Origin of the sequence: Dechloromonas sp. ZS-1 (genome assembly GCF_039649255.1) — a bacterium.
Classification (GTDB): Bacteria; Pseudomonadota; Gammaproteobacteria; order Burkholderiales; family Rhodocyclaceae; genus Azonexus.
Map to the genome: position 1 here is coordinate 187065 of NZ_JBDIYD010000003.1, position 24580 is coordinate 211644.

Genomic DNA, 24580 nt, shown 5'->3' on the forward strand with positions numbered 1-24580 from the left:
TTTCCGTGAAAGTTAATCAGGCCTTGCCGGTACTCCCGAAGCCACCTTCGCCACGCAGCGAGGCGTCAAAGTCCTCCACCACGTTGAAGGCCACCTGCAGGACAGGCACGATCACCAGCTGGGCGATGCGGTCCAGCGGGTTCAGCGTGAAACTGCTCTGCCCGCGGTTCCAGACCGACACCATCAACTCGCCCTGGTAATCGGAGTCGATCAACCCGACCAGGTTGCCGAGCACGATGCCATGCTTGTGGCCCAGCCCGGAGCGCGGCAGGATCATCGCGGCCAGACCCGGATCAGCCAGGTGAATGGCCATTCCGGTCGGCACCAGCACGGTCTGCCCCGGCTCGATGGTCAGGCTCTCAGCAACACAGGCGCGCAGGTCCAGCCCGGCCGAGCCCGGCGTGGCGTATTGCGGCGGGGAATCATGGAGGCGGGCATCAAGAATCTTGATATCGATACGGTGCATCAGTCGTTTCCTGTCAAAAGTTGGGCAATGTGTTCGATCAACTGGCGCGCCAGCACGGATTTCGGCGCCGGCGTCAGTGGGTGAGTCCCCTTGTCGTCGAACAACACCAGTCGGTTGTCGTCCCCGCCAAATCCGTCCTGAATCAGGTTACCGGCGATCAGCGGAATATTTTTCTTGCGCCGCTTGGCCTGGGCGTAGGCTTCCAGATTCTGGCTCTCGGCCGCAAAGCCGACGCAGAACGGGCCATCCGGCAAGGCCGCGACGCCCGCCAGAATATCGGGATTCTCCACCAGTTCGATCGGCGGGATCCCGCCTGTGTCCTTTTTCAGCTTGTGTTCTGCTGCATTGGCAACCCGGTAATCGGCCACAGCGGCCACACCAATGAAAATATCGCTGCCGGCCGCCCGCGCCATCACGGCGTCGTGCATCTCCAGCGCACTCCGCACCGGGATACGGTCAACGCCCTGCGGGGCAGCAAAACCGACCGGTCCGGAAACCAGGGTCACCTTGGCCCCGGCATGTCGTGCCGCACGCGCCACGGCATAGCCCATGCGCCCGGAAGAGAGATTGGTGATGCCGCGCACCGGATCAATGGCCTCAAAAGTCGGCCCCGCCGTAATCAGGACCGAACGTCCAGCCAGCACCTTCGGCGAAAAGAAAGCGATCACCGCCTCAAGGATATCCTCCGGCTCCAGCATGCGCCCGGCACCCACCTCACCGCAGGCCTGTTCACCGCTGGCCGGTCCAAGCAACGCGACGCCGTCCGCCGCCAATTGCGCCATGTTGCGCTGGGTGGCCGGGTTCTCCCACATCTGGCGATTCATCGCCGGCGCCACCAGCAAGGGGCAAGTGCGCGCCAGCACCATCGTGGCCAGTAGATCATCCGCCATGCCATGCGTGATGCGCGCCAGAAAATCTGCGGAGGCCGGCGCCACCAGCATCAGGTCGGCCTGCCGGCTCAAGTCGATATGCGCCATGGCATTCGGCATGCGTGCATCCCACTGATCGAGATACACCGGCCGCCCCGAGAGCGCCTGAAAGGTCGTCGGCGTCACGAAATGCGTTGCCCCTTCCGTCATCGCCACCTGAACTTCCGCCCCCTGCTTGCCCAGCAGACGGACCAGTTCGGCCGCCTTGTAGGCGGCAATGCCCCCGGTAACGCCGAGGACGATGCGCTTTCCAATTAATTCCATTGTCATACAATGCCGATTCGAATGTTTCATTCTACTGGAAAGCCCATGTCGATCACCGATTGGCCCGCCGGAGAACGCCCGCGGGAACGCCTGCTGAGCCAGGGGGCCGGCGCCCTCTCGGATGCCGAGTTGCTGGCCATCTATTTAAGAGTGGGCGTGCGCGGCAAGAGCGCGGTGGACCTGGCCCGCGACCTGCTCCGACGCTTCGACGGTCGGCTCGCCTTATTAGTAGACGCCGCCCCGGGCGAGCTGGCCCGCACGCCGGGGATCGGCCTGGCCAAGGCGGCTCAATTGAAAGCGGCCTTCGAACTGAGCCGGCGCGCCCTTTCCCAACACATGCGCGAGCGTGATCTCCTCACCTCGCCCGGCCAGGTTCGCGACTGGCTGCGCCTCAAGCTGGCGCATGAGCCCAAGGAAATCTTCATGGCGCTCTGGCTCGACAGCCAGAATCGCCTGCTCGCCGCCGAGACGCTGTTCACCGGCACGCTCTCCCAAACAGCGGTCTATCCGCGCGAAGTGGTCAGTGCAGCCCTCACACACCGTGCAGCCGCGGTGATTCTGGCGCATAATCACCCCTCTGGCGTGGCCGAGCCATCCCGTGCCGATGAAGAACTGACCCAGCGTTTGAAAGCCGCGCTGGCGACGGTCGACATCCAGGTACTGGATCATTTCATCGTGGCCGGAAACAGCCAGCCCCTGTCCTTTGCCGAGCGCGGTTTACTCTGGGCCCCGGATAAAGGATGCAAAAAACACTTGTAATTACCTGAACTTATTCGCTACAATCGCGGGCTTTCTTCTAGCGAATTCTGGAGCACCAATCATGGCGCGAGTCTGCCAAGTCACGGGTAAAGCCCCGATGGTTGGGAACAACGTTTCCCACGCCAATAACAAAACGAAGCGCCGCTTCCTGCCGAACCTGCAGTATCGTCGCTTCTGGGTCGAAAGCGAGAACCGCTTCGTCCGTCTGCGCGTTTCCAACGCCGGCCTGCGTATCATCGACAAGAACGGTATCGATTCCGTCCTGGCCGATCTGCGCGCCCGCGGCGAAATCTGATTAAGGAAGGATTAAAAAATGGCTAAAGGCGGTCGCGAAAAGATCAAGCTGGAATCCACGGCTGGTACCGGACACTTCTACACCACCTCCAAGAACAAGCGCACGACGCCTGAAAAACTGGAGTTCATGAAGTACGATCCGAAGGCCCGTAAGCACGTCGCTTACAAGGAAGTGAAGCTGAAGTAATTCGGCTCCTTCTCCAGCTTTCGACAAACCCGCCTCACGGCGGGTTTTGTTTTTTCAGCCCGGCCCCCCCCCATCAGCAGCACATACCCGGCTCAAGCCCCGATACGCAGCGCAACCCCTGGGGCAACTCGGAAAACGGCACATTCTCGCTGTCGACCGTCGGACGGGCCGCAGCCCGCCCTCAAGGCCTGCGAGAAATCAGGAACGACGCGCGCGCGCCAGCAACAAACCAAACCCCAGGATGCCGGCAAACAGGATGAAAGACCAATTGGCCATCGAGAGGCCAAGCCACTCCCATTCGCGGCTGGTGCAAAAACCGGTCGCCAGGAAAAGGGCGGGATACTGCATGCCCAACCAATCGACCAGGCGCTCGATCAGGCTGGGATCACTGAAACCACACTCCGTCGCCAGTTGCGGAAAAGCCTGCATCCAGGTCTGATACCCGGCCACCCCGGCCCCCAGCAAGGCCACCGGCACCAGCGTCAGGGGAACCGCCTTTGCTGCACGCGGACACACCGCCCCGGCCAAACCCAGCCCCGCCGCCAGCAGATAAAGCAGACGCTGGAAGATGCACAACGGGCACGGCGCCAGACGGTAAGCCTCCTGCAGGTACAAACCGAAGCCGACCAACCCCAGACATCCCAATGCAAAAGCAGCCAGCCAGGCACGTACCGGATAACCCCAAAACATCATCACGACCTCATTCAGAATACCGCTCAACGGCAAGTTGAATATTCTACGTGAGCGCCGGACGGAAAAAAGGTATAACGAAAGCGATAGCCATCCATTCCATTTGGTACAAATCGGCTGTTAGAATCCAAGCATTCGACCAGAGGGAGTGCAACGCATGCGATTCCTGAAGCAACTGGCTGCTGCAGGTGTTTTCGCCTTTTCTACCGCAACTTGGGCCAACGACACCGGCATCACCGACACCAGCATCACCATCGGTATGTCCGCCCCGCTGTCCGGCCCGAACGGGGCGTACGGTATCGACATGCGGCAAACCATTTCCGCCTATTTCGAACAGGTGAACAAAAACGGCGGCGTACACGGCCGCAAACTCGATCTGGTGGCACTCGACGATGGCTACGAAACCGAACGCACCGTCGCCAACACGCGCACGCTGATCAACGACAAGCGCGCCTTCGCCCTGCTCGCCTACTACGGCTCCAGCCCGACCACCGAAGCCATGAATACGGTCTTCGGCCCGGCCAAGGTCCCGCTCATCGGCACCATCTCCGGCGCCGATACCCTGCGTGAGCCGGTCAGCGCCAATGCAAACAGCCGCTACATGTTCAATGTGCGCGCGAGCTACGCCGACGAAACCGAAGCCATCGTGAATCAGCTGGTTTCCCTCGGCCTGAAGAGCATTGCCGTGTTCTACCAGAACGACGGCTTCGGCAAGTCCGGCCTGGATGGTGTCACCAACGCGCTCAAGAAGCACAATCTCGCACCATCCGCCACCGGCACGGTCGAACGCAATGCCATCGATGTCAGCAAGGCCGTGACCAGCATCAGCAAAGCCAACCCGCAGGCGGTAATCATGGTCACCCTCTACAAGCCGACGGCAGCCTTCGTGAAGGCCATGCGCAAAGCCGGCCAGAGTCCGATGTTCATGACCCTTTCACCGGTCGGCACCGAGCATCTGGTGCAAGAACTGGGCATGGATGCGCGCGGCATCGGCATCTCGCAAGTGATGCCCTACCCTTGGAACGACATCCAGCCCATCGTCCGCGACTACCAGCGCCTTTTCCCGAAGCAAGGGACGACCTACTCCTACTATGGCATCGAGGCTTACATCATGGCCCGCACGCTGGTTGAAGGCCTGCGCCGCACCGGCCCCAAAGACCCGACCCGGGAAAAACTGGTGTCGGCCCTCGAAGGCATGAACAATGTCGATCTGGGCGGCTACCGCGTGCAGTACTCCGGCAACAGCCGGACGGGATCACGCCACGTGGAACTGACCGTCATCGGCCCCGGCGGCAAAGTCCTCAAATAGCGGGCAGCACACGGCACGCACCCGCATCTCGTCGGCGCCGCAAAACAAAAGGCCATCCACAAACATGGATGGCCTTTTTGCATCCCGGGAGCTGGAAAAAACGCCTCCCCCGGAAAGAGGACGCCTTACTTCTTCAGCGAATCGCGAATCTCGCGCAGCAGAACGATATCTTCCGGGGTCGGTGCCGGTGCCGGATCGGCTGCCGGCGCTTCCGGCGTACGCAGGCGGTTGAGTTGCTTGACCATCATGAAAATGATGAAGGCCAGGATGGCGAAATTGACCACGATGGTCAGAAACGAGCCGTAGGCAAAAACCGGAATCCCGGCTTTTTTCAGTTCAGCCAGCGTCAGGAGGTTGTTCGGGTTATCACCCAGCACGACGAAGAGGTTGGAAAAATCGATCTTGCCGACGACGCGGCTGACCAGCGGCATGATCAGATCGCCCACGATCGACTCGACAATCTTGCCGAAGGCACCGCCGATGATCACGCCGACGGCGAGATCCATCGCATTGCCTTTGACTGCAAATTCCTTGAATTCTTGAATCATGCCCATGTGCATTCCTTTTTAATAATGTGATTGAGGGGGTTGGTAGCGGATTATTCGTATCCTGGCCGATCCCGGTCAAGTCTCCATGCCGTGCTCATTACAAGACTTTACAAAGCCCGCTTCAAACGATGGGCCGCCTCGGCCAGCGTTTCCTCGCGTTTGGCAAAGCAAAAACGCACCACACGCTCATCCCGGCCATCGTGATTGAAAGCCGACAACGGGATCACGGCCACCCCGACCTCGCGGGCCAGCCACTCGGCAAAAGCCCGGTCGGGGAGATCGGAGAAATGGCCGTAGCGTGCCAATTGGAAATAGGTCCCGCGACAGGGCAACCACTCAAACGGTGTACCGGCCATCAGATCCAGGAAGCAATCCCGCTTCTGTTCATAGAACCCCGCCAGGGCCGCATGACGCGCTGCATCCTGCATGTAATCGGCGAGCGCCAGTTGCGACGGCGCATGCACGGTAAACACATTGAACTGATGCACCTTGCGGAACTCTGCCATCAGGGCCTGCGGGCCGACGATGTAGCCAATTTTCCAACCCGTGATGTGATACGTCTTGCCAAAGCTCGACACCACCAGCGAACGCGCCGCCAGTTCAGGATGCGCGCACAGGCTCTCATGTTGCGCCCCATCGAAAACAATGTGTTCGTACACCTCGTCCGAGAGCACCACAATGTCCGTCCCTCGCACGATTTCGGCCAGTTTTTCGAGGTCGACCGCCGAGAGCAGACTGCCGGTCGGATTGTGCGGTGAATTCACCACGATCATCCGGGTCCGCGGCGTCACCAGGGCCGCCACTTCCGACCAGTCCGGGGCGTAGTCCGGAAAACGCAGATGCGCATGCACCACCGTCCCGCCCACCGTTTCGATGGCCGGTGCGTAACTGTCATAGACCGGATTAAAGACGATTACCTCATCGCCCGGGCGGACGAAAGCGGCAATGGCCGTGAACAAGGCCTGTGTCGCCCCCGCCGTCACGGTGACCTCGCGCTCGACATCGAAGCGTGTGCCATAGAGGCTCGCCACCTTATCGACGATGGCCTGACGCAAGGCGGGCATCCCCGCCATCGGGGCATACTGATTGTGGCCGGCCAGCATGTGGCGATGCAAGGCATCGAACAACACCGGCTCGGCCTGAAAATCCGGAAAGCCCTGCGACAGATTGACGGCCCCGACTTCTGCCGCCAGGGCAGACATGACCGTAAAAATGGTGGTCCCGACCTGCGGGAAACGGGAGTCGATACGAACAGCGGATTCCATGCGGTCACCCGGCAATACACAGTGAAAGCCGCATGATCCGGAAAAGCGGCCTGCCGGGCAAGCAGGCCGCCGCCATCATGCTCAGTACTGGGCCGCCAGCGCCTGCAAACGATCCAGGCGCTGCAGCAAGGCTTTCAGTTCCTGCACATTGCCGGCGAGTTGATCCGCGCCTTCCAGGCGCTCGGCAATCAGGCCCTGTTCCCGCTGCGCATCGTCGTTCATCTGCCGGATCTGCCCCTGCGCGGCTTCGCTGCGCGCCATCAACTCACCGATGGCGCTCACCGTCTGCGCCGCAACCTGGCGGATGCTACCAATCGTGCTCACCGCCTGACGAATGCTTTCCGACGTCGCATCGGCCTGGCTCTTGGCCGATTGCGCCAGTTTGCGCACCTCATCGGCCACCACGGCAAAGCCACGCCCGGCCTCGCCGGCCCGCGCCGCCTCGATGGCCGCATTCAGGGCCAGCAGGTTGGTCTGGTCGGCAATGCTGCTGATGCCGCCGGTGATGGACTGGATATCCCTGGAGAGGCGCTCCAGATCATCCAGCCCTGTATTCAGGCTGGCCTGCGTGGCCTGCGAGGCCTGTGCGGAACGGCCTACCGAATCAATCAGGCTCATCGCCTGCGTCATGGTCTCGACCTGCCGGGAAAAGCCCTGCGCCAAGGCCGGCAGGGTCTCGACAAAGGGCTGCACGGACTCTTCGTAATGCACCACCTGATCCACCATGCCGCGCTGCATGTCGTTGAGCGTTGTCCAGCGCTGCAAGGCCCGCTGGGCATAGTGGGAATGAAAGGCGGCATAGCTGGCCGGGAAGCCATCCATGAACGGATCCGCATGGCGCCCGTTATCGCGGAAGAAAACCAGCGCCGACAAGGTCTGGTTGATCGGAATACCGAGAATTTCACCAAAGGTCGAGAACCCGGCAGCCGGCAAATCCGAGAAGAAGTCTGCGCGCGCCAGCGCCCCGGCATTGCCAAGACGGCGCAGGACGCAATCGTTGAGCAGCATGGCCAGCGGCTCACCTTTGCCTCCCAGAAACTGCTGCCAGTCACGCCGGGTCGTCTCCAGGAAATCCGTGGATTTTATGAGATGCAAACGATCGCCGAATTCGATATCGCAGAAGAAGGCCGTACGATCCTCGCCGAGGGCGGCAATCGAACGGATGAACATTTCGCCGTCGACCGAGACCGCAAAGGTATGGCCTTCCAGGCGCTTGGCCAATTCACCGATCGAACACCGGAAATGGGCTGCCAGTGCCGCCGCAAACCCTTCGGTCTGGCCATTGTCGGAGAACACGGAACTGACCGTACGGCCAACGGGGTCGGCATCTGCAACCAGCCAGCTCTTGCCGGTCGGCACGAAATTCTGCGACTTGAAGGGCGAGAAACGGATGCCGGGACGCACCTTGCAGAAAATCACCAGCGCCTTGCCGGTCACGATCTGCTGACCATCGTGCATGAAGGTCCCGGAGAAATCGAGCTTGCCACCGGCCGAACCGCCAATTGTCAGGCAGGGAAAACGCTTGCTTTGGTACCAGGCCTGCATCAGGAAACCTTCGGAAGCGGAGAGGCCATCGCAGAAGATCAGCGCAAAGGTATCGCCGGCATTGATCGGAAAGCCGGGACGTACCTTGGCCAACTCTGCACCGATCAGACTGACACGCTCGCTGACGGTTTTCCCCTGCCCCATGCGCAGATCCACCGCAAAAGTCTCGCTGCGTTCAATCAGGGCATCCGACAACCAGAGATAGCTCCCCTCCCGGTCACCGGGCTCGGCACCACAATAGGTCGTGGTACCGCCACTACAGAGCGCCCCGGTCGAGGACATGGCGGCAAAACGCCCGCCACTTGCTGCAGCCAGGCGCGCCAGCCCCTGACTGGTCGCCTCAAAGCGCGCATGCGGCGGCACGAAGGCCAGGAACAAACCGCCGGTACCGATGCCGAGTTCCGACAAGGATGCCGGCAAACGCTCGCTATCGAAGCGCCCGCGCAAGGCGGGCGGCATCGCTGACTGCGCCTTTGCCTCGGCCCCTTTTTTGAATAGCGAAAACATCCCTCTCTCCTTTCGTACCGGCGTACCGACGTACTGGGGCATGCCCCGCATCGCCTGATTTTGATCAAGCCTTTATTGATACGCTTGGCGCCATCGCAATGCAAGCCCCCGCCACTGCCCGGCCGGGCAAAGCCGCTACAATGCCGGGCATGAAAATCCACGGCATCCCCTCCCGCACCCTGCGCGCCCATCCGGCCTCGCAAACCCTCGACATCATCGACCAGACCCGCCTGCCCCATGCGCTCCACTGGGTCAGCGTACAGACGCTGGAAGAAGCTGCGCATGCGATTCGCGCCATGCAGGTACGCGGCGCACCGCTGATCGGTGCGACCGCCGCCTACGGCCTCGCGCTGGCCCTGAAAACCGGGGCGGACGATGCGCATCTGGCCCATGCAGTCAGCACCTTGTGGGCAACCCGCCCGACGGCGGTCAACCTGCATTGGGCACTCACCCGGATGCGCGCCCATCTGCAGCCCTTGCCCGCCGAGGAACGGCTTGCCGCTGCCTGGGCGGAAGCGGCCCGCATCGAAGAAGAAAATGTCGCGCAGAACACGGCAATTGGCGAACACGGCCTGCGCCTACTGCGGACGCTGAAGCCCGCCGGCAGCGCCTCCCTGAACCTGATGACCCACTGCAATGCAGGCTGGCTGGCCACCGTCGACCGGGGGACCGCCCTGTCGCCGATCTACGCAGCAGACGAAGCCGGTCTGCCGCTGCATGTCTGGGTCTCGGAGACCCGGCCACGCAACCAGGGCCTCCTGACCGCCTGGGAACTGGCCCAGCAAGGTGTGCCACACACCCTGATCGCCGATAACGCCGCCGGCATCCTGATGCGTGAAGGGAAAGTCGATGCCGTCATCGTCGGCGCCGACCGCATCACGGCCAATGGCGATGTAGCCAACAAGGTGGGGACCTATCTCAAGGCGCTGGCCTGCGCCGACAACGGGATTCCCTTCTACGTCGCCGCACCGCGCTCGACCATCGATTTCGCCCTCGCGGACGGCAGTGCCATCGAGATCGAGGCCCGTGACGGCGACGAATTCCGCGACGTGCACGGCCTCGACTCGCGCGGCACTCCGGCCTGCCTGCGCCAACTGCCCGCCGCCGAGGCCGTCGCCAACCCGGCCTTCGACGTGACACCGGCGCGCCTGATCAGCGGCATCATCACCGAACGTGGCGTCTGTGCCGCCAGCACGGCTGGCCTGCTCAGTCTCTACCCGGAGGCCCGCCGTGACTGATCTGCGCGACACACTCATTGCCACCGCCCGCACCATGCAAACGGCGGGGCTCAACAAAGGCACCTCCGGCAATGTCAGCGTGCGCCAGGGCCAGGGCTTCCTGATCACGCCCACCGGCCTGCCCTACGCCGATCTGGTCGCCGACGACATCCCGCTGATGGCCCTCGATGGCAGCCACACCGGCCGCTGCAAACCCTCCTCGGAGTGGCGCTTCCATCGCGATCTCTACGCCAGCCGCCCCGAAGTCGGCGCAGTCCTGCACGCGCACTCGCCCTTCGCTGTCAGCCTGGCCTGCCTGCGCCGCGAGATTCCGCCGTTTCATTACATGATTGCCCGCTTTGGCGGCGACACCATCCGCTGCAGCGACTACGCCATTTTTGGCTCGCAGGCGCTGTCGACCGCCGCCCTCGCCGCACTGGAAAGCCGCAAGGGCTGCCTGCTCGCCAACCACGGCCTGCTGGTCGCGGGGCGGGACCTCGCCGAAGCCTTCGCACTCGCCGTCGAACTGGAAGAACTCTGCGAGCAATACTGGCGCGCCTGTCAGTTGGGCGAACCTGTCCTGCTTTCGGCGGTCGACATGGCCGATGTCCTCGAAAAATTCAAAGGCTATGGCCAGCAATGACCGATCTTTCCACACCCCATGACCTGACGCGCTGGGCCCACCGTCACGACTACACCGTCAGCAACGCCCGCGCCGAGCGCAATACCCGCCGCGTGCTCTGGATCACGCTTGCCACCATGGTGCTCGAAATCGTCGCCGGCTGGTGGTTCAATTCCATGGCCGTGCTCGCCGACGGCTGGCACATGAGCTCGCACGCCCTGGCCATCGGTCTCGCGGCGTTTGCTTATGCTGCCGCACGCAAATACGCCAGCGACCCACGCTTTGCCTTCGGTACCTGGAAAATCGAAATCCTGGCCGGCTACACCAGCGCCCTCGCGCTGATCGGCGTGGCCGGGATGATGCTCATCGAATCGGTCAGCCGCCTCTTTTCTCCGCAGGCGATCCATTACCCTGAGGCCATGGCCGTGGCTGCCCTCGGCCTGACGGTCAACCTCGTCTGCGCCCTGATTCTCGGGCACGGGCACGGGCACGATCACGACCATGGCCATGCGCACCACACCGGGCATGACCATCACCATGCCGATCATAACCACACGGGCGACCTGAACCTGAAAGCCGCCTACATCCACGTCCTGACCGATGCACTGACCTCCGTCCTCGCCATCGTGGCGCTGGCCGGCGGCTGGTGGAAAGGCTGGGACTGGCTGGACCCGATGATGGGCATCCTGGGTGCCGTCCTGGTCGCGCTCTGGGCCAGGAACCTGTTGGCCCAAACCGGGCAAGTCCTGCTGGATCGCGAGATGGATCATCCGGTCGTCGCCGAAATCCGCGAGGTGATTGCCGACCTGCCGGGCGACACCACGCTCACCGACCTGCACGTCTGGCGCGTCGGCAGCGGCGCCTATGCCTGCGCCCTGTCGCTCCTCACGCACGATGCCGCGCTGACCCCCCTGGCGGTTCGGGCAGCGCTGGGCATCCATGACGAGATCGTGCACGTCACCGTGGAAATCCATCGCTGCGACCAGTGCCCGGCCTGAGGCCGGGCCGTTACTTCAAGCGCTGACCGAGAACGACGCTGCGGCCGACTGGTTGTGGCCATAGGCGTGCATCAGCTGCATGATTTTCAGCATGACCTGAGCCTCCGTATTGCTGGCCGTGTTGCTGCCACTGGCATCGCTCGAACTGCTGCCGGAGGCAGTCGTCACGGTACTGCTTGCCGTCGTGCTGCTTGAGGACTGGGACTGGTCATATGCCATCGCCTCCTGGCGGGTCACCTTGCCATCGCCATCCGCGTCCGCATCCTCGAAATTGGCCACAATATTGGAAATCAGCGACGCACGCTTGTTGTCCGTCGAGCCGATTTCGTCCAACTGGCTTTGCAGTTCATCCTGTGTGAAACCGCTGTCGTTCTCACCGGACGGCGGCGGGGGTGGCATGCCGCCCCCCATCCCCTGCGGACCATGACCATGCCCGCCCCCCTGCATGCGCATCTGGCCAAACTGCGCATCCAGTTCTTCCTGCAGGCGGCTCAGGGTTGAGGAAAACTCACTTTCCGTGACCTTGCCGTCACTGTCGCTATCCAGTGCCGAGAAAACATCGTCAATCGAGGTATCGCTGCTACTGCTCCCGCTGGCCAGACTTTGAAAGGCCGATTGGAAATCCGCCTTTTCCAGATACCCCTGCCCCTTGCTGTCCAGACGAGAAAAGAGCTGACTGAACATCTGTGTTGAACTGCCAATTGCACCAAGCATGATGAACTCCTTCATTAAAAGCACCCAAAAATGAACACTTCGGCAGCCTGCTTGAGCAATTTATCGGCCAAAACCCGCTCCATTTCTCCCGCAACGAGGTAAAAATCCGTTAAGGCGGGTTAAAAGACGATCAAATCACCTTTTAAAAGCCCTGCCAGGCGCCAAAAAGCGGCAAAATATGCCGACCATCACCCCAGCCTCTGATTGTTTTCCGTCTACGGAATTGCTTTCAGAACAATGACCTGCCGGCCGCCCCGTTGGCACCACCCGTAATATTTGCCGCTCATGCACAACCTTCTCCTGATCGACGACGACATCGAACTTTCGGACATGCTCGGGGACTACCTGCGCCACGAAGGCTATGCCATCACCCATGCAGCCTCCGCTGAAACGGGCCTGCAGGAAGCCCTGAGCGGGCGCCACGCGCTGGTCGTCCTGGATGTGATGCTGCCCGGGCGCTCGGGCATCGAAGTGCTGAGCCAGATTCGCCAACGGACCGCCCTGCCGGTACTCATGCTGACGGCGCGCGGGGATGATATGGACCGGATCGTCGGGCTTGAGCTGGGGGCCGACGACTACGTGCCCAAGCCCTGCCAACCGCGCGAACTGGCCGCCCGGATACGGGCCATCCTGCGCCGGACTCAACCCAGCACCCCGCAGCAGGAAGCCCTGTGCGTCGGCGCCCTCACGCTCCGCCCGGCCTCCCGGAGTGCCAGTTGGGGGGGGTGCCCGCTGGAGCTGACCAGTACCGAATTCAACCTGCTGGAACACCTGGCCCGCCACGCCGGACAAACCGTCAGCAAAAGCGTGCTCTCCGAAGCCGCACTGGGCCGCCCGCTGACCCGTTACGACCGCAGCATCGATGTTCATCTGTCCAGCATCCGCGCCAAGATCGGCCCCATGCCAGACGGACGATCCTGCATCCAGACGGTTTTCCGGCAGGGCTACCAGTTGATTCCGGAGTAAGCCGATGGGGCGCCTCTTCTGGAAATTTTTCCTGATGGTCTGGCTGGCACAAGCCACGGCGGTCGTCGCAACCAGCGCCTATTTCTGGCACGAGCGTCCGCCGCACCCGCACGCACCGCCGGGCATCCCCCCCGCGCCCCCGGATGGCCCGCCCCCGCCCGACCACAAACCCCACGGACCACCCCCACCCGTGCTGCATTTGTTGAGCGGGCTGCTCGCCAGCCTGCTCTCAGCGGCCGGGATTGCCTGGTATGTGGTTCGTCCGGTCCGCCGCCTGCAATCCGCATTCACCGAGAGCAGCCGGGGCAATCTGGCTGTGCGCATCGGCCCCAGCATGGGCACGCGCCGGGATGAACTGGCCGACTTGGCGCACGATTTTGATCGCATGAATGCCCAGCTGGCACACCTGATGGATGCGCAACGCCGCCTGCTGCACGACGTCTCACATGAACTGCGTTCCCCGCTGGCGCGCATGCATGCTGCCATCGGTCTGGCCCGGCAATCGCCGGAACGCATGCAGGAAACAATGGCAAGACTGGAGCGAGAAGGCGCACGCATGGACCATCTGGTCGGCGAACTGCTCACCCTCTCTCGCCTGGAGGCCGGCCCTGCGGCCGAAGCAGACTGGATTGACCTCGACGAGTTGCTGCATGAACTCGTCTGCGACGCCCGCTTCGAAGCCAGCCAGCGGTCCATCGAGATTGCCCTGCAGGCGCAGCCGGGCAGTGAAGTCTTCGGCAATCCGGCCCTCCTGCACCGGGCGCTGGAAAACGTGCTGCGCAATGCCTTGCGCCATGCACCGCAGGGTTCGGCGGTCACCATTCAGGTCACCCCGATGACGCCGGCGCGTCTGCGCATCGCCATCCTGGATGGCGGCCCAGGGGTTCCAGAAAGCTTGCTCACAGCCATCTTCGAGCCTTTCCGGCGCCATGGACAGCATGGCGGCTACGGCCTTGGCCTGACCATCGCCCAACGCATCATCGAAGGGGCGGCAGGCCAGATTCACGCCGAAAACCGACCGGAAGGCGGGCTGGCGGTCCTGATCGAGTTACCTAGCCGCTCAGGCGGCCAGCACGCCGCCGGAAGCCCACAAATGGGCGGCGACCAAGGCACGGAAGGGGCGGCAATCCGCTAACCAGCGCTCCACCGTCGCGGCGGAAAGCGGGCCATCACTGCCCAGCAAGGCCTGCACGGCCCGCCGCACCGCCGCATCGCCATGCAGCGCGCCGTCCAGCCAGCCATACCCGCGCAGCAGCGTGTAATTGACCGTCCACGGACCAATGCCCGGCACGGCCAGCAGCCTCTCGCGCATGGCCTCGACCGGGCACGTATCACGCCAGTCGTCGAGGGGCAGCGCCCCCGATTGCACCGCCTCGGCCACCGCCAGCAGGCACCGGGTCTTGCTGCCGGAAAAGCCCGCGGCGCGCAGCCCCGTCTCACGCATCCCCAACACGGCATCGGCATCCGGGTAAGCCCATAAATCCCCTACCGGCAGGGCGGCCGCCAGGATGAGTTTGCGGCGCAGGGCCACGGCGGCGGCAACGCTGATTTGCTGGCCGGTGATGGCCCAGGTCAGCGCTTCAAACGGCGTCGCCGTCTGCGGGACCCGCAAACCGGGACGCTCGCGGAGCAAGGGCCCCAGCACCGGATGCGCGGCAAATCGGGCCGCAAATTCCGCCACCGGCTGATCCAGCCCGAGCAGACGGGAAATCAGGGTTGTCAGACGGTCGACCGTCTGAAACGGCTCAATGTCATCCACCGTCGCATGGACCTGCCCCGGGACAAACTGCAACGAAAGGCGAACATGCTGACCGTTCAGGCAAAACGCCTTGTCCAACGTGATGCCCGCTGCGCCATGCTCGGTCCAGCGCTCCCCGATCTGCTGCGGATCGCGACGGTGAAAAGTGCTGAGATCGCTGATGCGATAATCGGCCGGCAGGTCCAGCGAAAGGGTCGTGGCAGACATCCGATCAGCCCAGCAGCTCACGGCGCTCGTGCTCGATACGCACGATGTAACGTTGCAGGCGATGCTCTTCCGCCACCGGCAGGTCGACAAAGGCGCAGCCGATACGCCACTGGCGCTGGCCATTGCGCGCGGTTTGCTCGGTCAGATGACGGATGCGCAGGTCGACCAAAGTCGGCTGCACTTCATCCGGCAGCAAAAAGCGTCCGCGTGCAAGGACAACGTCTTCCAGCAGCGTTTCCGGCAGCACGCCGGCAGTCAGACCCAAACCCGCCACGGACAGGTCATGGAGGGGAAGGGAGAGGGTTCCGCCGCCCGGCAGGCTCGCACTCAGCTGGACGGGACGCGCCTGCGGCAGGTCAATCCGGAAGGACTCGCGGCGCTGCAAACGCAGCACCTGCCGTGGCAAGGGCACGGAGAAGGCGCGCCCACCGTCAAAACGCGCCTCGACCGGCGCCGGCGTCTGGAACTGGACATGGATGCCCTCCGGCCGCCCGGCAAACACCAGGTGATCCGCCGAGAGCGCCAGCCGATTCATCTCCGGACTGCCGCTGTAATCGAAATACAAACGGCCCTTGTCGGCATCGACCCCGAGCAGGGTGGTCATGAACTGGGTTTCCGCCGTACCGAGACGGACCGAAAAGCCCACGGCATCACGCGCATAGCCGGCCAGCATGAAGCGGATCGGGGTCTGCCCGACAATCAGGAAACGGTCTTCGAAGTCGCTGTCGGCCAGCGGGGCGGGATGGCTCACATGGACTCCAGCACGCGCAACAGGGAAGCGGTATCGTCCTTGCCCCAGCCTTGCGCCATCAGCGCATTCAACTGCTGCGCCACCACGGCGGTCAGGGGCACGGGCGCCCCGGCACGCCGTGCCGCATCGAGCACCAGGCCATAGTCCTTATGATGCAGGCGCGCCTCGATCCCCGCCTTGAAATCACGCTCGACCATGCGCTGCCCCATGACATCGAGCACGCGAGATGCCGCCGAACCGCCGGCCAGAGCTGTCCGGACCTTGGCCGGATCGACACCGGCCGCACCGGCCAGACGCATGGCCTCGGCCACCGCCTGAATCGCCGCCACCATGATCATCTGATTGCAGGCCTTGGCCACCTGCCCGGCCCCATTCGGACCGATGTGGACAATACGCTTGCCCAGGCATTCCAGCAGCGGCCGGACCCGGTCGAGCACGGCCGCGTCGCCGCCAGCCATGATGGCCAGCGTCGCATCGATGGCGCCTTGCGCCCCGCCGGAGACTGGCGCATCGAGCATGTGAATGCCGCGCTCGGCCAGACGGGCGGCGATCTCCCGCGCCGCATCGGGGGCGATGGTCGAGCAATCGACCAGAATCGAGCCGGGCGCCATCCCCTCGCACAAGCCATCCTGCCCGAGCGCTACGGCCGCGACATCGGCACTCGCGGTAATGATGGTAAACACCACGTCGACCGCCGCCCCGAGCGCCGCCGGGGTGGCATGACGAACCGCCGGCAGATCCGCCGCGCTTTCCGGACGACGGGCCCAGACGTGCAATTCGTGGCCGGCATGCGCCAGATGCAGGGCCATCGGACGGCCCATCACACCCAGACCGATGAACCCGACTTTCATGCCTGCCCCGACAGCGATTCCAGCAATTTCAACACGGCAATCGAGTCGTCCTCGCCAAGCCCCGAGCCCACCATCGCGTTGAACATCTGGGCGGTGGCCGCCGAGCCGGGCAGGCACAAGCCCAGTTCATGCGCGGTCTGCATGACGATGTTCAGATCCTTTTCATGCATCCAGCTCTTGAAGCCGGGCTTGAAATTGCGGTCCAGCATGCGTTGACCGTGGTTCTCCAGGATACGCGAGTAGGCAAAGCCGCCGAGCAGCGCTTCCCGCACCTTGCTCCGGTCGACCCCGTTTTTACTGGCAAAAGCGAAGGCCTCCGCCACCGCCAGCACGCCCATGCCGGTGACGATCTGGTTGGCAGCCTTGGTCACCTGACCGGCCCCCGTGTCGCCCACGTGCACGACATTCTTGCCCATGCACGCGAACGCCGGGCGCGCCGTTTCAAAGGCGGCCGCCGTGCCGCCCGCCATGATGGAGAGGGTTGCGGCAATGGCGCCCACTTCGCCACCGGACACCGGCGCGTCGATGAAGTCGATGCCCGCCTTGGCCAGGTCCGCACCGATGCTGCGGGCCGCAGCCGGCGCGATGGTGCTCATATCGACGGCCACCAGACCCGGTGCCGCCGCCCGGACCACGCCCTGCTCACCGAGCATGACCTCGCGCACATCGGGCGCATCCGCCACCATGGAGATCACGAGGCTGTTGCCCCGTGCGGCTTCGGCCGGCGAAGCAGCGGCAATCGCCCCGGCCTCGAGCAAAGGCTGCATCGATTCGGCGCGACGCGCCCAGACGGTGACCGTATGGCCGCCCTTGATGAGATTGAGCGCCATCGGACGCCCCATGATGCCCAAACCGATGAACCCGATTTTCATGCTGCTCTCCTGAAGAAAGAGCGGGGATTGTAGGGGCGAGGCCGCCCTGCCTTCAACTGCTGGTTGCCAGTTCGGGCGAGGCCAGGGCGATATGCTCGGCCGCACCCGGACGGCAGAAATGGAAACCCTGGACCCGCTCGCAAGCGATCTCCCGCAGGAACGCCGCCTGCGCGGCATTCTCGACCCCCTCGGCCACCAGGCGCAGACCGAGCGACCGGCCCAGCGCCACGATGGAGGCCACGAGCGAGGCGGCTTCCGGATCGGACTCCAGATCGGCCACGAAGGTGCGGTCGATCTTCAGGCGGTCGATCGGGAAGCGCCGCAGGTAGGCGAGCGAGGAATAGCCGGTCCCGAAGTCGTCGATGGCCAGCTTGACGCCCATGGCCTTGAGTTCGCTCAGGGTCGTCACGGAGGAGTCGGCGCTATGCATGACGGCCGTTTCGGTGATTTCCAGCTCCAGCCGGTCTGCCGGCAGACCGGTGTCAGCCAGTACGCGACGGACGGATTGCACGAAATCGGGCTGGCGGAACTGCACGGCTGAAATATTCACGGCCATCTCGCCCATCTCGATCCCGGCGTCCATCCAGGCCCGGGCTTGCCGGCAGGCGGTCAGCAATACCCAGTGGCCCAGCGGAATGATGAGCCCCGTTTCCTCCGCCACGGGAATGAACTCGGCCGGGGAAATCATGCCGCGCTGCGGGTGACGCCAGCGCACCAGCGCCTCGACGCCGACCACGCCCCCGGCGAGCAGATCGACCTGCGGCTGGTAATGCAGCAGCAGCTGATTCCCGGCCAGGGCCTGCCAGAGCTCGCTCTCCAGAACCAGGCGGCGACTGGCCGCGACCGACATCGAAGGGTCGAAAAAGCGGTAGGTGCTGCGACCGCCCGCCTTGGCCTGATGCATGGCCGCATCGGCGTTGCGCAGCAGGGTCTCGGCCGAATCGCCATCCTCGGGAAAGACGCTGATCCCGACCGACATGCTGGCATGCAGCTCATGACCGTCGAGGGTGAACCCTTCGCTCACCACGTGCAGCAGGTCCTCGACACGATAGACGAGGTCATCGTGCACCTCCGCCTGGTCGATGATCAGCACGAAGGCATCCCCGCCCTGCCGCGCCAGACGATCTGCATCGCCCGCCAGGCGCTGCAGACGGCGCGCCAGCTCGCACAGCAGCTGGTCGCCGGCATCGTGGCCCAGCGAGTCATTCACGGTTTTGAAATTATCGAGGTCGAGCAGCATCACCGCGCAACGGCGCCCGCTCATCCGGGCGCGCTGCATGGCCTGTTGCAGGAAGCCAGCCAGGGCCGCCCGATTTGGCAAGCCGGTCAGGGCATCATGGTGTGCCAGGTATTCGATGCGGGCTTCTTGCGCCTTTTGCAGGCTGATATCGGAAAACACCGCCACATGCCGGCGCGGCATGCCCGGCAGGTCCACCTGCCGAATCGTCAGTTGCTGCAGGTACACCTCGCCCTGCTTGCTGCGATTCCAGACCTCACCAGACCACGCCCCTTGTTCGCGCACGGTACGGTACACATCGGCATGGAAACCGCCGCCCTGACGGCCGGACAGGAGAAAGGCCGTGGTTTCGCCCTGCACTTCGCGGGCCGCATAGCCGGTAATCCGCTCAAACGCAGGGTTGACCGCCAGAATGCACCCCGTTTCGTCCGCCAGAAGCATGGCTTCGCTGGAGAGGTCGATCAGCTGGCCCTGCAATTCGGCGCAGCGCTGCTGCGCCAGAACACGTTGCATCACATGGCGCCACAAAGCATAAAAGCAGGCACTCAGGGCCAGGATGCAGCCGACCGCCGGCCAGGCACAGTCGGCAAGCACGCAGGCCAGCAGCCCCCAGGCCAACAGCAGGCAAAGCAGCGCAAAGAGATAAAAACGGCGGCCCAGTACGGCCGGAGGATGAAGCAAGATTGAAACCCCGAAAAGCGAACAGTTCTTTTTTCGGGCAAAAGTTTAACTTAGCCTCAACACTGTTTCACCGAAAACACAAAGCGAACTGGAAATATTTCTTAAGTAATAGGCAATCAGGCGACAGGGGATTTCCCTAGCGCCTGTCTTGTCACAATCAGGCCGCCGTTTTGAGGCTGTGCCAGATATTCCGGCAACGCGTCTCGACAATCCACCAGGAACAGGCCGCCCCGGTCACCGCACACGCCAGCACCACGCTCAGGCCATGACGCCACGCGGCCAGATCATAGACACGCGCGCCGCCGACCATCTCGCCATGCCAGCCCTGATCCATGAGCCAGCCCACCAGCGGCTGCAACAAGGCCGCCGCCAAAAAGCTGCCCATGTTGGTCACGCTGGTCGACATTCCCGAGAGCATGGGTGGATTGACTTCCTTGGCACAGGCCCAAGTCAGGCTGAATCCGGCGGTCGACACGCCCAAAAGGGCAAAAAGCACATAGGACATCGAGGCCGGCAAACTGACGCCGGCCAGCAGGATGGCCCACACTGCGGCAAAAACGTGCGTGGTCGCGATGATCACCGGCTTGCGGCGTCCCAGGCGGTCCGAGAGCGTCCCCAGCAACAGGCAGCCGACGGCAAAACCACCGAACCACAAGGACAGATGCGTCGCGGCAACCGGACGCGACATGCCATGGACCTGCATCAGGTAAGGCACGGTCCACAGGCCGGCAAAGGTGAAAAAGGCGCCGCAGGTCCCGGTATTGACCAGGATGGCCGGCCAGGTTGCCCGGTTGCGAATCACCGACAGCAAGGCACCGAACAGGGCGGTACGGTCGAATTTCACAGCGGGGGCGGCCTCCGGGGCATCCGGCCGATCGCGCACAATGAACCAGCAGGCCGCTGCCAGCAGCAACGACAAGGCGCCTACCCCGACAAAAACGCCCCGCCAGCCGGTCGCCTGCGCCAGCGCCGACAGCGGTGCCCCCGCCAGGACCGAGCCCAGGTTGCCGATCAGCATGCACACGCCGACCAGCGTTGCAAAACGGTTTTCCTCAAACCAGACGGCAATCAGCTTGAGCATGGCAATGAAGGTGACGGACACCCCCAGACCGATCAGGGTCCGCCCCACCAAGGCAATATCCAGCGTCGGCGCCATCCCGAAGAGGACGCTGCCAGCACCGCCGATCACCCCACCCAGCATCAGGATGCGCCGCGGCCCCAGGGTATCGGCCAGCATGCCGGTCGGTACCTGCATGACGGTATAGACATAAAAATAGGTCGCCGCCAGGACACCCAGCGAGGCCGCCGAGGTCTGGAAGGAGGCCGCCAGATCCTGCGCGATACCGGCAGGGGCAAAGCGCTGGAAAAAGGACAGGACATAGGCCAGGGCAACGACGCCCAAGGCCAGCCAGCGGCGACGCCGCTGGGCAGGATTCAGGTTCAGCATGTTCTCTCTCGGGATTTTTATTATGCTGGCCGGGCCGCCAGCGGCCGCCCGGCCGAGGATCAGACGCTTATTTGAGCGTCAGGATCCATTTGGCGAGCGTGGCGGCTTCCGCCTCGGTCACATTGTTCGGTGGCATGGGCACGGCACCCCACTCGCCCTTGCTGCCCTGCTTGATTTTCTGTGCCATCGCTGCCTCGGTCGGCTTTTTGGCCAGAATGTCGCGATAGCTCGGCCCGACGATCTTGCGCTCGACCGAATGGCAAGTCATGCAGTTCTTTTCCTTGGCCAGGGCTTCGGATGCCTGTGCCTGCGCGCTCAAGCCCAACCCCAGGGCCAGTGCGGCGTATCCCAGATGACGGATCATGTTCTTTCCTCCATAAAGCGGGCCAGTCGGATGCCGGCCTCTGCGCCACAGTCTAACCCGCCCGGAATCGCCTTGGCGACTGCTTTGGCGATCGCCCAACAAAAAAGGCCGGGCTGCCATGCAGCACCGGCCTTCGGAATCGGATTCGGACGTTCAGCGGGCGTCGACCGTCGCCGGCACGGTGGCCGCCGGAGGCGCAGGGAGTTCAGCTGCACGATGCAGCGGCTCCGGATGCCAGCCCAGCACGACGGCCATGACTGCAAAACCGACCACATAGGCCAGCGCCACGTGCCAGCCGTGACGCAGCCACTGCCCGACCGACTTGGCTTCCGGATACATGTTGGAGAGCGCCACGCCAGCCGATGAGCCAAACCAGATCATGGAACCGCCAAAGCCTACGGCATAGGCCAGGAAGCCCCAATCGTAGCCCCCCTGCTTGATGGCCAGCGCCGTCAGCGGAATGTTGTCGAACACCGCGGACACGAAACCCAGCCCCAGAGCCGTCACCATCGAGGCCGAGGGCAATTCCTCAACCGGCATCATCGAAGCACAGAGCACCAGGGAAAGCAGGAAAACCGTCCCCTTGGCGGTTTCGGGCAGAATTTCCCAATCCGGGCGGCGCACGCCCATCGAGACCAGAATGGCCAGCCAGACCGCCACACCGATGAAGGGGAAGTGATCGGCCAGGTGGTTGAATTTCACATTGACCACCACATTGGTCAGGATGGCGGAAACCAGAATCAGGGCGACGATGCCCACCCGCCCCCAATCCACGCGGGTATGGTCATGCGACGCTTTCAAGATCGGCGAGTACGCATGCTGCTGCTTGGCTGCCACATAGCCGGTAATGCAGAGCGCCACGACCGCTGCCACATAAGCGTCCAGCACCTGCAGCGGCGACACGCCGGCAATCCACATCATGGTGGTGGTCGTATCCCCGACCACGGAGCCCGCCCCACCGGCGTTGGAGGCCGCAACAATCCCTGCCAGATAACCGATATGCACCCGCGACTTAAACAGTTGGTGCGCCATCGCCCCGCCGATCAAGGCGGCAGCAATGTTGTCGAGGAAGCTGGAGAGCACGAAAACCATGACCAGCAGGACAAAACCACCCTTCCAGTCATTCGGCAGATACTTCGGCAACACGACCGGCACATGGCTCTTCTCGAAGTGACGGGAGAGCAGTGCAAAGCCCATCAGCAAGCAGAAAAGGTTGATCAGGGTCACGGCTTCGTGCCCGAGATGGCCGACAAAGCCGAGGACCCCGGCACCGGTCTTGAAGCCCGTAAACAGGATCTTGTACAGCGCAATGGTCGTCGCCCCGGTCAGGGCCACATACAGCGTCGCGTTGTGAAACAGCGCCACGCCCAGCAGGGTCAGTGCGAAGAGGATGAAATCGACGGGAATACCGCCCACCGTCGGCCCCGTTGCCGCCAGCGCGGGAAGGGTGGCCAAGGCCAGGCTGCCGCCCAGCATCATGCGAATCAAGGACATGGCGATCTCTGAAATAAAAATGTGGCGGGATTCTAGCACCGCCCCCTGACCGCTCGCCGCCGTGGAAATCCCTTAGAAAACGCGCTCAGGCGGCCGCGTCGATCAACGAGCGTTCAATTTCCATGCGCCCCACCGGACTCGCCATGGCAATCAGCATGAAGCCCGGCTTGATCAGGAAATCCTCATCCGGATTGAACTGCCACTCGCCGTTGCGTTCGCGCACCGCCAGCAGCACATAGTTCGCGCTACGGAGTTGCAAGGCACTGATCGGCTTCGGGATAAAACCAGCCGGCACCGGCACCTCCTCGACACGCAGGTTCTTCTCCGACTTCAGCATTTCATCGAGGAAGGACACGACATGCGGCCGGATCATCGCGGAGGCAATCCGCATCCCGCCGGTGAAATCCGGGGAAACAATGGCATCGGCGCCGGCCTTGCGCATCTTCTCGATATTGCGGGTTTCCTGGCAACGGGCCACCACCCGGACCTCGGGCTTCAACTGCTTGGCCGTCAGGACAATCATCAGGTTACGGGAGTCGTCCCCGGTCACGGCAAAGACGCCCTTGGCATCGGCAATGTCGGCCGCCAGCAGCACATCGTCGTCGCTGGCATCGCCATGCAGATAGAGGAAGCCCGGATTGCGCTCCTTGTAATCGTTCAGGCGCAGCGTGTCTTCATCCACCGCGACGTAATGGCGATGCGTCGCCTCCAGTTCGTGCGCAATGTTGCGCCCGACACGGCCGAAGCCGCACAAAATGTAGTGTCCCTTGAGTTTCTTGATTGCCTTTTCCATACGTTTTCTCTGCAAGGTGCCATTCAAGTCCGTTTCAAGCAGCGCGACCGTCACCACCGAAAACAGCATGGAGAGATTGCCCGCGCCCAGAATGCCGATCACCACGGTGAGGATACGCGCGGGCTGGTTGCTCGACATGTCGATGATTTCACCAAAGCCGATCGTGGCCACGGTGATGAAGGTCATGTAAAAACAATCGAACCAGGAATACTTGCCATCCGTCAGGACCATGTAGCCGATCGTGCCAAACAAATGAACCAGCACAAGCGCGACCAAAGCCACATACAGCAGGCGGAAAATGTAGCCGACCTGCGTCGGGTTGACCGTAGCCGCCATCCGGTTCTACTCCGCGACCGGCACAGCCTGGCTGGTAAACACGACCGCCTTGCCGCCATCCAGATTGGCATGCAGCGCCTCGACCAGCGGCGGGTTCATCGCCTGATCCGCATCCCAGCGCAGGACAAAATTGGCACCGGACCCGCCGGAGGCATCGTTCAGTTCGACGAACAACTCCAGCGTCCCCAAGGGGGGAATCACAACGGGTTGGGTCAGACGCTCGCCAAGCAGTTTGCCGGCCGTATCGTAATAACGGGCGGTCTGCACCCGCAAGGCGCGCCGGGGATCAACGTTACGCACGCTGACCAGCGCCGAAAGCAGGATGTAGGATGCTTTGCCGCTTTTGCCGATATTGCCGTACAGCATGTGCGAATAGATGGGCAGATAGAGGGTCTGCCCCCGCGACAAGGGACGCGCCTCCTGTGCCTGCCCGACGGTCGACAGCACGGACAAGCCTAAAACCAGGCTGAGCACTCGCAGCAAACGGCGCATCATGTCTCCCTCCTTA

General features: G+C 63.1%; 26 protein-coding genes. 9 read left to right on the forward strand and 17 right to left on the reverse strand.

The window, feature by feature from the left end:
• Positions 1-16: 16 nt before the first annotated feature.
• Positions 17-466: a dUTP diphosphatase gene (gene dut, locus AACO21_RS06000; protein WP_346191598.1), complete on the reverse strand. Its 450-nt coding sequence runs from the start codon at positions 464-466 to the stop codon at positions 17-19.
• Positions 466-1665, reverse strand: coding sequence for a bifunctional phosphopantothenoylcysteine decarboxylase/phosphopantothenate--cysteine ligase CoaBC (gene coaBC / locus AACO21_RS06005; RefSeq protein WP_346191599.1), 1200 nt, complete (start codon positions 1663-1665; stop codon positions 466-468). The genes dut and coaBC overlap by 1 nt, the downstream gene beginning before the upstream one ends.
• 39 nt (positions 1666-1704) lie before the next feature.
• On the opposite strand from coaBC, the gene radC reads away from it, so the two are divergent.
• From radC to rpmG, 3 genes are all read left to right on the forward strand, one after another.
• A complete protein-coding gene (gene radC / locus AACO21_RS06010) occupies positions 1705-2418 on the forward strand; it encodes a DNA repair protein RadC (RefSeq protein WP_346191600.1) in 714 nt (237 codons plus the stop codon).
• 61 nt (positions 2419-2479) lie between these two features.
• Positions 2480-2713, forward strand: a complete 234-nt coding sequence (gene rpmB, locus AACO21_RS06015) for a 50S ribosomal protein L28 (protein ID WP_290894891.1) — start codon at positions 2480-2482, stop codon at positions 2711-2713.
• Between the two features lie 18 nt (positions 2714-2731).
• On the forward strand, positions 2732-2899 hold the full coding sequence (gene rpmG / locus AACO21_RS06020) for a 50S ribosomal protein L33 (RefSeq protein WP_011288870.1): 168 nt from the start codon (positions 2732-2734) through the stop codon (positions 2897-2899).
• 198 nt (positions 2900-3097) lie between these two features.
• On the opposite strand, the gene AACO21_RS06025 is transcribed toward rpmG, so the two are convergent.
• A complete protein-coding gene (locus AACO21_RS06025; RefSeq protein WP_346191601.1) occupies positions 3098-3592 on the reverse strand; it encodes a disulfide bond formation protein B in 495 nt (164 codons plus the stop codon).
• Positions 3593-3746: 154 nt separating this feature from the next.
• Between AACO21_RS06025 and AACO21_RS06030 the strand changes: the two genes are divergently transcribed.
• Positions 3747-4898 carry an ABC transporter substrate-binding protein gene (locus AACO21_RS06030; protein WP_346191602.1) on the forward strand — a complete coding sequence of 384 codons (1152 nt, stop codon included), beginning with the start codon at positions 3747-3749 and terminating at the stop codon, positions 4896-4898.
• A 125-nt stretch (positions 4899-5023) separates the two neighbouring features.
• Here AACO21_RS06030 and mscL read toward each other — a convergent pair whose 3' ends face one another.
• The 3 genes from mscL to AACO21_RS06045 all read right to left on the reverse strand — a co-directional run bounded on the left by mscL (position 5024) and on the right by AACO21_RS06045 (position 8763).
• The gene (gene mscL, locus AACO21_RS06035; protein WP_346191603.1) at positions 5024-5452 is read right to left on the reverse strand and encodes a large conductance mechanosensitive channel protein MscL; all 429 of its coding nucleotides are present in this window, start codon (positions 5450-5452) and stop codon (positions 5024-5026) included.
• Between the two features lie 101 nt (positions 5453-5553).
• Positions 5554-6711: a pyridoxal phosphate-dependent aminotransferase gene (locus AACO21_RS06040; RefSeq protein ID WP_346191604.1), complete on the reverse strand. Its 1158-nt coding sequence runs from the start codon at positions 6709-6711 to the stop codon at positions 5554-5556.
• An 81-nt stretch (positions 6712-6792) separates the two neighbouring features.
• Positions 6793-8763: a methyl-accepting chemotaxis protein gene (locus AACO21_RS06045; protein WP_346191605.1), complete on the reverse strand. Its 1971-nt coding sequence runs from the start codon at positions 8761-8763 to the stop codon at positions 6793-6795.
• 149 nt (positions 8764-8912) lie between these two features.
• Between AACO21_RS06045 and mtnA the strand changes: the two genes are divergently transcribed.
• Genes mtnA through dmeF form a run of 3 tightly spaced genes read left to right on the forward strand, consistent with a single transcriptional unit; the run spans position 8913 to position 11600 of the window.
• On the forward strand, positions 8913-10001 hold the full coding sequence (mtnA, locus tag AACO21_RS06050; protein ID WP_346191859.1) for an S-methyl-5-thioribose-1-phosphate isomerase: 1089 nt from the start codon (positions 8913-8915) through the stop codon (positions 9999-10001).
• Entirely contained in the window at positions 9994-10623 is a 630-nt protein-coding gene (locus AACO21_RS06055) for a class II aldolase/adducin family protein (RefSeq protein WP_346191606.1), read from the forward strand. Before mtnA ends, AACO21_RS06055 begins: the two co-directional genes overlap by 8 nt.
• A complete protein-coding gene (gene dmeF / locus AACO21_RS06060; RefSeq protein ID WP_346191607.1) occupies positions 10620-11600 on the forward strand; it encodes a CDF family Co(II)/Ni(II) efflux transporter DmeF in 981 nt (326 codons plus the stop codon). The genes AACO21_RS06055 and dmeF overlap by 4 nt, the downstream gene beginning before the upstream one ends.
• A 15-nt stretch (positions 11601-11615) precedes the next feature.
• Here the strand turns inward: dmeF and AACO21_RS06065 are convergent, their stop codons facing one another.
• The gene (locus tag AACO21_RS06065; protein ID WP_346191608.1) at positions 11616-12314 is read right to left on the reverse strand and encodes an EF-hand domain-containing protein; all 699 of its coding nucleotides are present in this window, start codon (positions 12312-12314) and stop codon (positions 11616-11618) included.
• Between the two features lie 285 nt (positions 12315-12599).
• On the opposite strand from AACO21_RS06065, the gene AACO21_RS06070 reads away from it, so the two are divergent.
• Positions 12600-13280, forward strand: coding sequence for a response regulator transcription factor (locus AACO21_RS06070; protein ID WP_346191609.1), 681 nt, complete (start codon positions 12600-12602; stop codon positions 13278-13280).
• Between the two features lie 4 nt (positions 13281-13284).
• Positions 13285-14415, forward strand: coding sequence for an ATP-binding protein (locus AACO21_RS06075; protein WP_346191610.1), 1131 nt, complete (start codon positions 13285-13287; stop codon positions 14413-14415).
• Here AACO21_RS06075 and AACO21_RS06080 read toward each other — a convergent pair.
• The 10 genes from AACO21_RS06080 to AACO21_RS06125 all read right to left on the reverse strand — a co-directional run bounded on the left by AACO21_RS06080 (position 14341) and on the right by AACO21_RS06125 (position 24567).
• Positions 14341-15246 carry an AlkA N-terminal domain-containing protein gene (locus tag AACO21_RS06080; RefSeq protein ID WP_346191611.1) on the reverse strand — a complete coding sequence of 302 codons (906 nt, stop codon included), beginning with the start codon at positions 15244-15246 and terminating at the stop codon, positions 14341-14343. The two genes, AACO21_RS06075 and AACO21_RS06080, sit on opposite strands and share 75 nt — an antisense overlap.
• Positions 15247-15250: 4 nt before the next feature.
• Complete coding sequence (locus AACO21_RS06085; RefSeq protein WP_346191612.1) at positions 15251-15997, reverse strand: flagellar brake protein; 747 nt, start codon at positions 15995-15997, stop codon at positions 15251-15253.
• Positions 15994-16848, reverse strand: coding sequence for an NAD(P)-dependent oxidoreductase (locus tag AACO21_RS06090; RefSeq protein ID WP_346191613.1), 855 nt, complete (start codon positions 16846-16848; stop codon positions 15994-15996). The genes AACO21_RS06085 and AACO21_RS06090 overlap by 4 nt, the downstream gene beginning before the upstream one ends.
• Positions 16845-17720 carry an NAD(P)-binding domain-containing protein gene (locus AACO21_RS06095; protein ID WP_346191614.1) on the reverse strand — a complete coding sequence of 292 codons (876 nt, stop codon included), beginning with the start codon at positions 17718-17720 and terminating at the stop codon, positions 16845-16847. Before AACO21_RS06095 ends, AACO21_RS06090 begins: the two co-directional genes overlap by 4 nt.
• Positions 17721-17772: 52 nt before the next feature.
• The gene (locus tag AACO21_RS06100) at positions 17773-19638 is read right to left on the reverse strand and encodes an EAL domain-containing protein (RefSeq protein WP_346191615.1); all 1866 of its coding nucleotides are present in this window, start codon (positions 19636-19638) and stop codon (positions 17773-17775) included.
• Between the two features lie 157 nt (positions 19639-19795).
• Positions 19796-21085, reverse strand: a complete 1290-nt coding sequence (locus tag AACO21_RS06105) for an MFS transporter (protein ID WP_346191616.1) — start codon at positions 21083-21085, stop codon at positions 19796-19798.
• 67 nt (positions 21086-21152) lie between these two features.
• Complete coding sequence (locus AACO21_RS06110) at positions 21153-21449, reverse strand: c-type cytochrome (protein ID WP_346191617.1); 297 nt, start codon at positions 21447-21449, stop codon at positions 21153-21155.
• Between the two features lie 153 nt (positions 21450-21602).
• Positions 21603-22943, reverse strand: a complete 1341-nt coding sequence (locus tag AACO21_RS06115; RefSeq protein WP_346191618.1) for a citrate transporter — start codon at positions 22941-22943, stop codon at positions 21603-21605.
• An 85-nt stretch (positions 22944-23028) separates the two neighbouring features.
• Positions 23029-24072 (reverse strand): potassium channel family protein, encoded by a 1044-nt coding sequence (locus AACO21_RS06120; RefSeq protein ID WP_346191619.1) that lies wholly within the window; start codon positions 24070-24072, stop codon positions 23029-23031.
• A gap of 6 nt (positions 24073-24078) precedes the next feature.
• The gene (locus tag AACO21_RS06125) at positions 24079-24567 is read right to left on the reverse strand and encodes a DUF3124 domain-containing protein (protein WP_346191620.1); all 489 of its coding nucleotides are present in this window, start codon (positions 24565-24567) and stop codon (positions 24079-24081) included.
• Positions 24568-24580: the final 13 nt, after the last annotated feature.

Bases quoted from the DNA above. Each gene is read 5' to 3' on its own strand.
- AACO21_RS06025 (WP_346191601.1), bottom strand. From the start codon at position 3,592: ATGATGTTTTGGGGTTATCCGGTACGTGCCTGGCTGGCTGCTTTTGCA.
- AACO21_RS06040 (WP_346191604.1), bottom strand. From the start codon at position 6,711: ATGGAATCCGCTGTTCGTATCGACTCCCGTTTCCCGCAGGTCGGGACC.
- AACO21_RS06115 (WP_346191618.1), bottom strand. From the start codon at position 22,943: ATGTCCTTGATTCGCATGATGCTGGGCGGCAGCCTGGCCTTGGCCACC.
- AACO21_RS06090 (WP_346191613.1), bottom strand. From the start codon at position 16,848: ATGAAAGTCGGGTTCATCGGTCTGGGTGTGATGGGCCGTCCGATGGCC.
- mtnA (WP_346191859.1), top strand. From the start codon at position 8,913: ATGAAAATCCACGGCATCCCCTCCCGCACCCTGCGCGCCCATCCGGCC.
- AACO21_RS06105 (WP_346191616.1), bottom strand. From the start codon at position 21,085: ATGCTGAACCTGAATCCTGCCCAGCGGCGTCGCCGCTGGCTGGCCTTG.
- AACO21_RS06095 (WP_346191614.1), bottom strand. From the start codon at position 17,720: ATGAAAATCGGGTTCATCGGTTTGGGCATCATGGGGCGTCCGATGGCG.
- AACO21_RS06120 (WP_346191619.1), bottom strand. From the start codon at position 24,072: ATGGCGGCTACGGTCAACCCGACGCAGGTCGGCTACATTTTCCGCCTG.
- coaBC (WP_346191599.1), bottom strand. From the start codon at position 1,665: ATGACAATGGAATTAATTGGAAAGCGCATCGTCCTCGGCGTTACCGGG.
- AACO21_RS06080 (WP_346191611.1), bottom strand. From the start codon at position 15,246: ATGTCTGCCACGACCCTTTCGCTGGACCTGCCGGCCGATTATCGCATC.
- AACO21_RS06075 (WP_346191610.1), top strand. From the start codon at position 13,285: ATGGGGCGCCTCTTCTGGAAATTTTTCCTGATGGTCTGGCTGGCACAA.
- AACO21_RS06125 (WP_346191620.1), bottom strand. From the start codon at position 24,567: ATGATGCGCCGTTTGCTGCGAGTGCTCAGCCTGGTTTTAGGCTTGTCC.
- AACO21_RS06070 (WP_346191609.1), top strand. From the start codon at position 12,600: ATGCACAACCTTCTCCTGATCGACGACGACATCGAACTTTCGGACATG.
- AACO21_RS06065 (WP_346191608.1), bottom strand. From the start codon at position 12,314: ATGCTTGGTGCAATTGGCAGTTCAACACAGATGTTCAGTCAGCTCTTT.
- AACO21_RS06110 (WP_346191617.1), bottom strand. From the start codon at position 21,449: ATGATCCGTCATCTGGGATACGCCGCACTGGCCCTGGGGTTGGGCTTG.
- mscL (WP_346191603.1), bottom strand. From the start codon at position 5,452: ATGGGCATGATTCAAGAATTCAAGGAATTTGCAGTCAAAGGCAATGCG.
- rpmB (WP_290894891.1), top strand. From the start codon at position 2,480: ATGGCGCGAGTCTGCCAAGTCACGGGTAAAGCCCCGATGGTTGGGAAC.
- dut (WP_346191598.1), bottom strand. From the start codon at position 466: ATGCACCGTATCGATATCAAGATTCTTGATGCCCGCCTCCATGATTCC.
- radC (WP_346191600.1), top strand. From the start codon at position 1,705: ATGTCGATCACCGATTGGCCCGCCGGAGAACGCCCGCGGGAACGCCTG.
- AACO21_RS06045 (WP_346191605.1), bottom strand. From the start codon at position 8,763: ATGTTTTCGCTATTCAAAAAAGGGGCCGAGGCAAAGGCGCAGTCAGCG.
- AACO21_RS06030 (WP_346191602.1), top strand. From the start codon at position 3,747: ATGCGATTCCTGAAGCAACTGGCTGCTGCAGGTGTTTTCGCCTTTTCT.
- dmeF (WP_346191607.1), top strand. From the start codon at position 10,620: ATGACCGATCTTTCCACACCCCATGACCTGACGCGCTGGGCCCACCGT.
- rpmG (WP_011288870.1), top strand. From the start codon at position 2,732: ATGGCTAAAGGCGGTCGCGAAAAGATCAAGCTGGAATCCACGGCTGGT.